10 protein-coding genes are annotated in these 11460 nt (G+C 58.3%); 4 read left to right on the top strand and 6 right to left on the bottom strand.

What is annotated here, in order from left to right; all coding sequences use genetic code 11:
- Positions 1 to 2 precede the first annotated feature (2 nt).
- On the bottom strand, positions 3 to 1346 hold the full coding sequence (locus ACYBHZ_RS04290; RefSeq protein WP_460272962.1) for a Na(+)-translocating NADH-quinone reductase subunit A: 1344 nt from the start codon (positions 1344 to 1346) through the stop codon (positions 3 to 5).
- 171 nt (positions 1347 to 1517) lie between these two features.
- Here ACYBHZ_RS04290 and ACYBHZ_RS04285 point away from each other — a divergent pair, with 171 nt between their 5' ends.
- Both ACYBHZ_RS04285 and nqrM read left to right on the top strand, forming a co-directional pair.
- The gene (locus ACYBHZ_RS04285; RefSeq protein ID WP_460272960.1) at positions 1518 to 2549 is read left to right on the top strand and encodes an FAD:protein FMN transferase; all 1032 of its coding nucleotides are present in this window, start codon (positions 1518 to 1520) and stop codon (positions 2547 to 2549) included.
- 37 nt (positions 2550 to 2586) lie between these two features.
- The gene (nqrM, locus tag ACYBHZ_RS04280; protein ID WP_460272959.1) at positions 2587 to 2826 is read left to right on the top strand and encodes a (Na+)-NQR maturation NqrM; all 240 of its coding nucleotides are present in this window, start codon (positions 2587 to 2589) and stop codon (positions 2824 to 2826) included.
- Positions 2827 to 2845: 19 nt separating this feature from the next.
- Here nqrM and ACYBHZ_RS04275 read toward each other — a convergent pair whose 3' ends face one another.
- The gene (locus tag ACYBHZ_RS04275) at positions 2846 to 3025 is read right to left on the bottom strand and encodes a hypothetical protein (protein ID WP_460273184.1); all 180 of its coding nucleotides are present in this window, start codon (positions 3023 to 3025) and stop codon (positions 2846 to 2848) included.
- 91 nt (positions 3026 to 3116) lie between these two features.
- Between ACYBHZ_RS04275 and ACYBHZ_RS04270 the strand changes: the two genes are divergently transcribed.
- Positions 3117 to 3638, top strand: a complete 522-nt coding sequence (locus tag ACYBHZ_RS04270) for a CBS domain-containing protein (RefSeq protein WP_460272958.1) — start codon at positions 3117 to 3119, stop codon at positions 3636 to 3638.
- 86 nt (positions 3639 to 3724) lie between these two features.
- On the opposite strand, the gene ACYBHZ_RS04265 is transcribed toward ACYBHZ_RS04270, so the two are convergent.
- Entirely contained in the window at positions 3725 to 4600 is an 876-nt protein-coding gene (locus tag ACYBHZ_RS04265) for a ribokinase (RefSeq protein ID WP_460272956.1), read from the bottom strand.
- 19 nt (positions 4601 to 4619) lie between these two features.
- On the bottom strand, positions 4620 to 6884 hold the full coding sequence (locus ACYBHZ_RS04260; RefSeq protein WP_460272955.1) for an NADP-dependent malic enzyme: 2265 nt from the start codon (positions 6882 to 6884) through the stop codon (positions 4620 to 4622).
- A 168-nt stretch (positions 6885 to 7052) separates the two neighbouring features.
- Here ACYBHZ_RS04260 and mutS point away from each other — a divergent pair, with 168 nt between their 5' ends.
- Positions 7053 to 9674 carry a DNA mismatch repair protein MutS gene (gene mutS / locus ACYBHZ_RS04255; RefSeq protein ID WP_460273183.1) on the top strand — a complete coding sequence of 874 codons (2622 nt, stop codon included), beginning with the start codon at positions 7053 to 7055 and terminating at the stop codon, positions 9672 to 9674.
- 70 nt (positions 9675 to 9744) lie between these two features.
- Here the strand turns inward: mutS and ACYBHZ_RS04250 are convergent, their stop codons facing one another.
- Complete coding sequence (locus tag ACYBHZ_RS04250; RefSeq protein ID WP_460272954.1) at positions 9745 to 10320, bottom strand: nucleotide exchange factor GrpE; 576 nt, start codon at positions 10318 to 10320, stop codon at positions 9745 to 9747.
- 11 nt (positions 10321 to 10331) lie between these two features.
- Positions 10332 to 11396, bottom strand: a complete 1065-nt coding sequence (gene hrcA, locus ACYBHZ_RS04245) for a heat-inducible transcriptional repressor HrcA (protein WP_460272953.1) — start codon at positions 11394 to 11396, stop codon at positions 10332 to 10334.
- Positions 11397 to 11460 lie beyond the last annotated feature (64 nt).

Raw genomic sequence — 11460 nt, 5'->3', positions numbered from 1 at the left:
CCTTACCCCTCCTTCTCGATCTTGCTGAGGCTGTCGCGAAGCGCGAGGCCGTATTCATATTTGGCCGGGCAGGCAAAGCCGCACAGCCCGAGGTCTTCCTCGTCCAGTTCCATAACGCCAAGCGCCTGCGCCTGGTCGGTATCCATCACGAGAAGCGCACGCAGAAGCTGGGTCGGCAGGAAATCCTGCGGCATCAGCTCTTCAAAAGTGCCGAGCGGCACCATAGCGCGGCGACCACCATTCAGGTTGGACGTCAGTGCATAGAGTTTTTTGGCAAAAGCCGAACCCAGCACCGGCTGGAACGCGTATTTCGAGGACATCGGACGAATCCACCCCATCGGGATCTGTTTATGATCCTCTTCGATCAGGGTGATCTGACGCGCGTAGCGACCGAGATAAGCCGTCTGCCCTTCGCCCGCACGACCGCTCAGGATCGAGCCGGAGATCACGCGGATCGGGGTGTCGGTTTTCAGATCGTCAGCGCAGAGGTCTTCCATCGACGCGCCCGCCACCGTGCGCACAAGGCGCGGTTCGGAACACATCGGACCGGAAAGCGCGATGATTCGGCTCGAATCAAGTTTGCCGGTCAGCATCAGTTTCCCGATGGTGATCACGTCATGATAGCCGATGGTCCAAACGGTTTTCGAGGACGAGGGCGGCTCCAGGAAGTGCATATGCGTCCCGGCGAGACCCGCCGGGTGCGGACCGGAGAAGCCAACGGCGGTGATGCCTTCAACGTCAGCGCCGGGAATGTCGGCCCCGATTTCCTGACAGAGATAGGTTTTGCCTTCGGTCAGCATTGCCACAGCCGCGAGGCCGCGCGCGAATGCTTCCGCATCTTCCTGAATGATCAGCGTAGCATCGCCCGACAGCGGTTCGCTGTCCATGGCGGTGACGTAGATCGCGGCGGGTTTCGTATCCGGCGCCGGCACCTTGGAATAGGGGCGCGTGCGGAACGAAGTCCAAAGCCCGGAGGCGCAAAGACGTTCGATCACACCTTCCATGGTGGCCTCATCGCCGACTTGCGAAAAGTCAACCGGCTCGGCGGCAGAAGGATCCACCTCGATCTCGATAGAGATCAGAACCCGGCGCGCGCCGCGGTTGATTGCTTTGATTCGCCCGGAAACCGGCGCGGTCACCTGAACCTCTGGCGTATCCTTATGCGCCAGAACCGGTGCGCCCGCGGCAATGACATCCCCCTCCTGAACCGCAAGGCGCGGTTTCAGACCAAGATAGTCCTGCCCAAGTATGGCGACGGTTTGGATCGCTGCTGCATCTACGATCTTGGCGTCAGGTGCCCCCAGCACCGGAACGTCCAGACCTTTCTTCAACACATGTTGCTGCACGTCTATAAAGTCCTGTCCATTTTCCGGCTACCTTATGCGATAATGAGACACGGTTTGGAAGACTTCCGTATACAGTTCTTTTACTTTAGTGTTGAACCCAAGCCCATTCTGCCGCAGAAGCATGCAGAATACCGCAAGATTGAAACATCGTAGCTAATGTGGAGCAGGCCCTTGTCCAACTCTCTTCTCCTTTCTCGCCGTAGCTTTCTGGTCATGCCAATTTGTCTGGCCGCCTGCAAGAAAGGGTGGTCCGTACTGGAACTCACTGGCCTGACCATGGGCACGAGCTATTCCATCGTCGCCGTCGATCACACCAAAGACGTGAACAAGACCGAGCTGCAAAAAGCCGTCGATGTGGCGCTTGCCAAGGTCAACACCCAGATGTCGAACTGGGACAGCTCCTCCGAGATTTCCCGCTTTAACGCTGCCGCCGCAGGCGACAAGCTGACGGTTTCTCCGGAGCTTGAGCATGTGATGCTCGCCGCAGAACATGTGCATGACGCAACCGACGGTCGTTTCGACGTCACCGTTGGCCCGCTCATCGATCTCTGGGGCTTTGGCGCCACCGGCACCCGCGCCGACACGCCGAACGATGCACAAATCGCCGATGCGATGGCCTGCTGTGGTCAGTCCCGTTCCCTGAAAGTCGAGAACGGCGCGCTGAAAAAGCTGAACCCGGGTGCAGAAGTTTACCTCTCCGCCATCGGCAAAGGCTTCGGCGTCGATCAGGTCGCCCGCACGCTCAAGAGCTTTGGCATCACCGATTACATGGTTGAAATCGGTGGCGATCTCTACACCGCCGGCCGCAACCCGGATGGCAAACCGTGGCAGATCGGGATCGAAACCCCGGAAGCATTTGATCGCGGCGTGGCGCAAATCGTCGCCGTGTCCGACATGGGCGTTGCAACCTCCGGCGATTATCGCAACTTCTTCGATTACGACGGCACGCGTTACTCCCACATCATCGACGCCACCACCGGTCGCCCGGTCACCCATGACACAGCTTCTGTCACCGTGATGACCGAGAACGCCATGCTGGCCGATGCCTGGGCCACCGCGCTTCTGGTTCTGGGTCGTGAACGCGGTCTCGAGATCGCAAATGAACGTGATATGGCCGTGCTCTTCATTGACCACACCATGAAAGACGGTGAACATAGCCACGCAAGCTATGCCTCCGACAAGTTCGTTTCGCTGACCGCTTGATCTGAAACGATTATTTTAAACTGCTAGGGGTCGATCCATGTCGACGTTCATTCTCGCCTTCGGGCTTCTCTTGATTGTGATGGTTGGTATGGCGCTTGGCGTCATCTTCAGCGGCCGCACGATCAAAGGAAGCTGCGGCGGGTTGAACGCCATCGACGGCGCGGATCATTGTCTGGTCTGCAAGAAAGAGATCGACCCGAACAGCCCGCTGCGCGACCGCCTCGCCTGCCCGCGCGCACGCAAAATGGTCGATGACATGGAAGAACAAGCCAGCTAAGGCCGCGTTCTTTCGTCGATCAGGCCCTGACGGGCACCAATCCAAGCGTCAACAAAATCACCGCCGCGATCAGCCCGTAAATCCAGAGCTGATACCGCGGCCCTTCCGCTTTCCAGACGTTGCGATAGCGATATCCCGCAAAACAAGCGATCACGAAAAGGATCGTCGCGCTCAGCGGCGACAGCGTCATGCCGGTCAGATTTTGCATCGAGACAGGTCTCCCGTCGGAAAAAGTTTACTAAAGCGCGAATTTCTCTACCCTAGAAGGTGTTCTAGGGAGGAACCACCACATGCCAGCTTCATATACACCTAAGACGCGGGGGGCCATGGCGCATGAGCACAGCCATAGTCAAACCGTGGAAACCAACATGTCCGCCACCCAAGCCACCGTCGCCGATGTGCTCGCGCAGAAAGGTGTCGAGATTTTCTCGATCCGCCCACAGGATACCGTGAGCCATGCCGTCCAGATGATGCGCGACAAACGGATCGGCGTTGTTTTGGTCAAAGATGCGCAAGGCGCGCTCGTCGGCATTCTGTCGGAACGCGATATCGTGCGCCAACTCGCCAACACGCCGGGCAAAACCCTGCCGCAGATCGTGGCGGATCTGATGACGCAAAAGGTGGAAACCGCGACGCCGGATGAATCACTCGTATCGGTGCTGCGCCGGATGACCGACGGGCGCTTCCGCCATATGCCCGTGTTCGATGGCGAGGCGCTGATCGGGCTGATTTCCATCGGCGATGTCGTCAACTACCGTCTGGCGGCGCTGGAATATGAAGCGTTGCAGCTCAAACAATTGATTGTCGGCTAACGCACTCATTTTCAATAATTTTAAGATGTTCCAAGGACGCCATTTTCGGCGTCCTTGATGCCCTAAATCCGCCACTGGCGGGCGGATCAGATCCGGAAAGCGGCTTTCACATCCGCAGCCGACGGGATCGCATCCGCGGTGCCCGGACGGGTCACTTTCAGCGCGGCAGCCTGCACGGCCCATTCCATCGCAGTACGGATCGGCATGCCGAAATCGAGCCCGGCGGCCACATAGCCAATGAACGTATCCCCTGCCCCGGTGCTGTCCACCGAGCTGACTTTCGGAGCGGTCACTTCGATCACGTCGCCGGTCTCATTGGACCGCCACATCGCGCCTTTTGCGCCCAAAGTCACAAGGATTTCCGGTGCCGGAATTTGTTCCAGCGACAGACCGAGCGCGGAACACAGCTGCGAGGCCTCAATCGCGTTCATCACCAACATCGAGCTATGGCGCGTCACGTTGCGCACCGCCTCGATGGAAAACGGCGCGGCGGAATAGATCACGCGCATGCCTTTCGCGAGGGCGAAAGCGGCAGCTTCGGCCTGAAGATTCGTTTCGTTTTGCAGCAAAAGCGTATCGCCAGCACGGGCCCAGTCGATGGATTGCGTGACGAAATCCCGATCCTGCGCGACGTTCGCGCCCGGATCGATGACGATCATGTTCTCGCCATCGGGACCGACATAGATCACGGCGTGGCCGGTCGGTTCCTCGACTTCGCGCAAATATTTGCAGCTCGCACCATAGCTTTCGATCCGCTGACGGACCCAGGGGTCCGCCTTGCCGATCGCACCAATGTGGTACACTTCCGCCCCGGCTTTCGCTGCCGCAACGGATTGGTTGGCGCCTTTGCCTCCCAATCCGATCTTGTGCCCCGTGGCGCTCAGCGTCTCGCCGGGCTCAGGAAAACGCGGCAGTGTATAAAATCGGTCGATATTGACAGATCCGAGATTGAAAATCGCCATTTATACACTCCCTCAATGCTTATTTCGTTTGGCCCACCTTACAGGCTGCAAGAACGGCCATGTTCAGAATGTCGTTGACCGTCGAAACGGTGGAACAAATCTGAATCGGTTTGTCGACACCGGTCAAGATCGGACCGATCACCGTTGCACCCGCCATTTCCTGCATCAGTTTGACGGAAATGGAGGCCGAGTGACGGGCCGGAACGACGAGAATATTCGCCGGGCCGGAAAGACGACAGAACGGATAAGACGCCATAACATCCGGGTTCAGCGCCACATCGACGGTCATTTCGCCATCGTATTCGAAATCAGCTCCGCGCGCGTCGAGCACTTCGGAGGCGACGTGCATCTTATGCGCCCGTTCGGACACCGGGTAGCCGAAGGTCGAGAAGGAGGCGAAGGCCACACGCGGTTCGATCCCCATCGCACGCGCCACACGGGCCGCTGCAATGGCGATGTCTGCGAGATCTTCTTCAACCGGCCATTCATGCACCAGCGTATCGGCGATGAAGATGATCCGCCCCTTATGCAGAAGCGCGGTCACACCGACGGCGCCGTCTTTCGCGGAAGCGTCGAACACGGAATTGATCCGATCGAGCACATGCGCCGATTTGCGGGTCGCGCCGGTTACGAGACCATCGGCATGACCGTGGGCCAGCATCAGAGCAGAGAAAGCATGACGGTCACGCGCGGCAAGACGGTGAATGTCCTTCTGGTCGAAACCGGAACGCTGCAGACGGCGATAGAGGAAATCTTTGTAATCGTCCAAATGCGGCGTGTTGGCCGCGTTGACGATTTCTAGTTCCGAAATGGCTTCGCCAAGCCCTTCTGATTGCAGTTTGGCCAGCACTTCTTCCTCGCGACCAACAACCAAAGCGCGACCAAAGCCACCACGGCGATAGGCCACAGCGGCGCGAAGCACGCGGGAGTCGTCGCCCTCTGCGAAGACCATGGTCGCCTGCGCTTGACGCGCACGGGCGTAGAGCCGCTGAAGCATATGCGCGGTCGGGTCCATACGGGCCTGAAGATCCTGCGCATAGCCTTCCATGTCGATGATCGGACGACGGGCAACCCCGGTGTCCATGCCAGCTTTCGCCACGGCGGGCGGGATGGTGTAGATCAAGCGCGGATCGAATGGCGTCGGAATGATGTAGTCGCGCCCGAAAGACAGTTTCTGACCATAGGCCAGCGCCACCTCGTCCGGCACATCTTCGCGCGCGAGTTGCGCAAGGGCTTCGGCGCAGGCGATTTTCATCTCATCATTGATCGCGCGGGCATGGATGTCGAGCGCACCTCGGAACAGGTACGGGAAACCAAGCACGTTGTTCACCTGGTTCGGGTAATCGGAACGGCCGGTGGCGACGATCACGTCGTCGCGCACGGCATGGGCGTCTTCCGGGGTGATCTCCGGATCCGGGTTGGCCATCGCGAAAATCACGGCGTTCGGCGCCATGGATTTCACCATATCCTGCGTCACGGCACCTTTTGCGGAAACCCCGAGGAACACGTCCGCCCCGTCCATCGCCTCGGCCAGCGTGCGGGCGTCGGTGTTGGCGGCATGGGCCGATTTCCATTGGTTCATGCCTTCGGTACGACCCTGATAAATCACGCCTTTGGTGTCGCACATGATGCAATTGTCATGCGTCGCGCCCATGCGTTTGATCAGTTCGAGACAGGCGATCCCCGCCGCGCCGGCGCCGTTGAGAACGATCTTACAGTCCTCGATTTTCTTGCCCGAAATATGCAGCGCATTGATCAGACCGGCGGCACAGATCACGGCCGTCCCGTGTTGGTCATCGTGGAAGACAGGAATGTCCATCTCTTCCTTGAGCTTCTGCTCGATGATGAAACACTCGGGCGCTTTGATGTCTTCGAGGTTGATACCGCCAAAGGTCGGCCCCATCAGGCGTACAGCGCGGATGATCTCTTCGGGATCTTCCGTGTCCAGTTCGATGTCGATGGAGTTCACATCGGCGAAACGTTTGAAGAGAACCGCTTTCCCTTCCATCACCGGTTTGGAAGCCAATGCGCCCAGATTACCAAGGCCCAAAACGGCAGTGCCGTTCGAGATCACTGCAACGAGGTTGCCTTTGTTCGTATAGTCATAGGCGGTTTCCGGCATCTCGGCGATGGCTTCGCACGGCACGGCCACACCCGGAGAATAGGCCAGCGACAGATCGCGCTGAGTCGACATCGGCACGCTCGGCGTCACATCGAATTTGCCCGGATAGGGCTCCATGTGAAATGCCAGTGCTTCTTCGCGGGTTTGTTTCGTCTTGGACATACTGCCGTGCCTCCTCGTCGTCGGTCGGCTTTACTTACCGACAGCCTTGGCGATGCTCAACTAAAAGAACACGATCTGGGCCTTTACCTCCCCTTTTGGGGCGATAAGTTGGTGCGAAATCAAATCTGGAAGCCGACAGTGACCACAACAGCCCCCGCCGCCACGCCGATGATGGCGCAATATCTCGAAATCAAGTCGCGCCACCGCGACGCGCTCCTGTTCTACCGGATGGGCGATTTCTATGAGATGTTTTTCGACGACGCGATTGCCGCCTCAGAAGCGCTCGATATTGCGCTGACAAAGCGCGGCAAGCATGCTGGCGACGACATTCCGATGTGCGGCGTGCCCGTGCATGCGGCGGAAACCTATTTGCTCAACCTCATTCGCAAAGGCTTCAAAGTCGCGGTCTGTGAACAGCTCGAAGATCCGAGCGAGGCGAAAAAGCGCGGTTCAAAATCCGTCGTGAAACGCGATGTGGTGCGGCTTGTGACGCCCGGCACCCTGACCGAAGACAGTCTGCTCGACGCACGGCGCCACAACTTTCTCGCCGCCTATGCGGAAATCCGTGAAGACGGCGCGCTGGCTTGGGTCGATATTTCCACCGGCGACTTTCATGTCATGCCCTGCCCGCTGGTCGGTCTTGGCCCGGAACTGGCCCGGCTGAACCCGTCGGAAATTGTCGTGTCCGAAGCGCATGAGGCGAATTGGGCTGAATTTGTGCCTGATTTCTATGATCGCATGACCGATCTGTCGCGCTCGTCTTTTGACAGCACCTCAGCGCAAACGCGGCTGACGGAACTCTTCAAAGTCTCCTCAATGGATGCGTTCGGGCAATTCACCCTGCCCGAGATTTCCGCCATGGGCGCGATCATCGACTATCTGGACATCACCCAGAAAGGCAAACTGCCGCTGGTGCGGCGTCCGGTGCGGGAATCCCTGCGCGGCGCGATGCAGATCGACGCCTCGACCCGCCGAAACCTCGAAATTTCGCATTCCTTGTCGGGATCTCGCGACGGCTCGTTGATTTCCACAATGGACCGGACCGTCACCGCCGCCGGTGGTCGTCTTTTGGAGCGTCGCCTCGCAAGCCCGTCCCGCGATGTCCCGATCATCACCGACCGGCTCGACGCGATCACATTTGCAATCGAGAACAACCGCACGGCCCAAGCGCTCCGTGACGCGCTTCGCAAAGTCCCCGACATGGAGCGCTCACTCTCCCGGCTCGGTCTTGACCGGGGTGGACCACGTGATCTCGCGGCCATTCGCAACGGTCTGACCCAAGCGGAGAGCATTCGCGACATCCTTATGGAAGCACCCGTTTCGAGCCTAATCCAGCAGAAAATGGACTTTTTGACCGGCCATTCGGAGTTGTTAGACTTGCTGGATGCCGCGCTTGTCGCTGAGCCCCCTCTCCTTGCCCGCGACGGCGGCTTCATCGCCCCCGCTTACGAAGAGGAGCTGGATGAATGCCGGACGTTGCGCGATGAGGGGCGTGGGGTGATTGCTTCCCTGCAAAAGAAATACGCCGAAATGACCGGGGTTCAATCTCTTAAAGTCAAACATAACAACGTGTTAGGCTATTTTATTGAGACGACATCGACCCATGCGGAGAAAATGCTCTCCGCCCCGCTGTCGGAAACCTTCATCCACCGTCAGACCACGGCCAATCAGGTCCGCTTCACCACGCTGGAACTCTCTGAACTTGAGACGAAAATCCACAATGCGGGCGGCCGGGCGCTAGAGATCGAAAAACGTCTGTTCGAAGTTCTGCGCATGGCCATTCTGGAGCGCGCACCCGCGATCAACGATGCCTCAGGCGCTTTGGCAGAGCTCGATCTGATCACCGCGCTCTCCGATCTCGCACAAAGCGAGGGTTGGACCCGTCCTGAGGTGGATTTGGGTCGAGAATTCGACATCAAGGGTGGTCGTCACCCGGTTGTCGAGCGCGCTTTGCGCAAGCAAGGCGGCGAGAAATTCGTCGCCAATGACTGCGCCCTCTCGGACGGGCATGACGGTGCTGCGATCTGGCTTTTGACCGGTCCGAACATGGCCGGTAAATCGACCTTCCTACGCCAAAACGCTCTGATCGCGTTGATCGCGCAGGCCGGTTCTTACGTGCCTGCTGAGAGCGCCCATATCGGCGTTGTCTCACAGCTATTCTCCCGCGTCGGCGCATCTGATGATTTGGCACGTGGCCGCTCGACCTTCATGGTCGAAATGGTGGAAACCGCCGCAATTCTCAATCAGGCGGATGACCGCGCCCTAGTCATTCTCGACGAGATCGGACGCGGCACGGCGACCTATGACGGCTTGTCGATTGCCTGGGCGACCTTGGAACATCTGCATGATGTGAACAAATGCCGCGCGCTGTTTGCCACACACTACCACGAAATGACCGCGCTCTCCGATAAGCTTACCGGCGCAGATAACGCCACGGTCGCCGTCAAAGAATGGGAGGGAGAGGTGATCTTCCTCCACGAAGTCATCAAGGGCAAAGCGGATCGTTCTTATGGTGTCCAAGTCGCGCGCCTCGCCGGGCTTCCCGATTCCGTGGTCAGCCGTGCGAAATCGGTCTTGGAGGCCTTGGAACAAGGTCAGGCGGAAAATGCCGCCAATCCGAAGGCAATCATCGATGACCTTCCCCTCTTCGCAGCCATTCCCCCAGCGCCCCCGCCCGCAGCTCCGAAAGAAAGCGAAGTCGAGAAAGCTCTCGCAGGTATTTTGCCGGACGACCTAAGCCCGCGGGAGGCGCTTCAGGTGCTTTATGATTTGAAAGCGAAGCTCGGCTAAGCCAAAAATCTAAGCCATAAAAAAAGCCCCCGCAAAATACGGGGGCTTTTCTAATTCAAATTCGAGCGACTTACGCAGGCGTGGAAGACACGCCAACCTGTGCCGGGCGCAGAAGACGGTCGTGGATCATGAATCCGACGTTCATCACCTGAATGATATCGCCCGCTTTCGTGCCCGGAACCGGGGCCTCGAACATGGCTTCGTGATGGTTCGGATCGAATTTTTCACCAACTTCCGGAGACACGATCTGGATGCCGTGCTTGCCGAAAACATTCAGCAGCTCACGCATGGTCAGTTCGATGCCCTCGATCAGCGCAGCTTGCTGTTCGCGTTGTTCTTCGGTGATGGCATCCACCGCACGTTTCATATTGTCGAACACCGGCAGCATGTCGCGCGCCAGTTTGGAGCCGCCGTAGTTTTCGGCCTCTTTGCGATCACGATCGGCACGTTTGCGGGAGTTTTCCGCATCGGCCACCGCCCGCATAAAGCGTTCGCGGAATTCATCACGCTCTGCGCGAAGCGCCTCAAGCTCTTCCGACAGAGTTTCATCGGTCGGGTCTTCGAGGGCCTCTTCGGAGGTGATATCGATGATCTCGTCGATCTCGGTTTCGATCTCTTCAGACATGTCTTTCTTAGGATCCGTCATGTTGCACCTTTTCACGCCTTGCCGGACAAAATCCGCCCCACAAGCTGGGCCGTGTAATCGACGATCGGGACGATCCGCCCATAATTGAGGCGAGTCGGTCCGATGACACCCACGGCACCGATAATTTTTCGTTCAGCGTTCATATATGGAGAAACCACCAAAGAGGAACCCGAAAGAGAGAAAAGTTTATTCTCAGAGCCGATGAAAATGCGCACACCCTCGCCATCTTCAGTCAATTCGAGGAATTCGGCGATGTCGCGCTTTTTCTCCAGATCGTCGAACAGGGTTCTGATCCGGTCCAGCTCTTCGGCCTCGGAGCTTTCCCCAAGCAAGTTCGCCCGACCGCGCACGATCAGACGCTCATAGCTCGTTTCCTCGCCTTCCCAGAAAGCCGAGCCATTCTCGATCAGGTCTGCCGCAAGACTGTCGAGTTCCTGACGACGCAATTTGATCTCGCGCTCGACCACCTGACGCAACTCAGAAAGGGTTTTCCCCTCGACCAAAGCATTGAGGAAATTGGCAGCTTCGCGCAGCGAGGACGGTGTTTGTCCAACGGGCGGCGTGAAGACGCGGTTTTCCACCTGACCATCGGCAAAAACCAGAATGACCAGAGCACGATCCGGCGCGAGGCTGACAAATTCCACATGTTTCACAGGCGCTTCGTGCTTCGGTGCCAAAACAAGGCTCGCCCCCTGTGTCAAACCGGACAGAGCCGATCCAACGCGATCCAGCATCCCACCAACATCGGTATGTTCATTGCGGACGCTGAGCTCCATTTTTGCCCGCACATCGTCCGTCACGGTGCCAACCTCGAGCAAACCGTCCACGAAAAGGCGCAAACCAAGCTGCGTGGGCACGCGCCCCGCAGATACATGCGGACTATCCAACAACCCGAGATATTCGAGATCCTGCATCACGTTGCGGATCGTCGCGGCGGAAACCTTTTCGCTCATGGTCCGGGTAAGCGTCCGCGACCCCACGGGTCCACCGCTGTCGAGATAGCCCTCGACCACGCGCCGAAACACCTCCCGAGAGCGGTCATTCATTTCAGCGATGAGATTGGCACGTTCGGTCATTGTTCCTGCGTCTTGCGAGACCCTTTGCAATTAAAAGACATACGGGCCGAGGGTCAATGAGGCT

Source organism: Celeribacter sp. ULVN23_4 (assembly GCF_054788345.1).
Note: the sequence above shows the minus strand (reverse complement) of the source record. Positions and strands in the feature narration are given on the sequence as shown.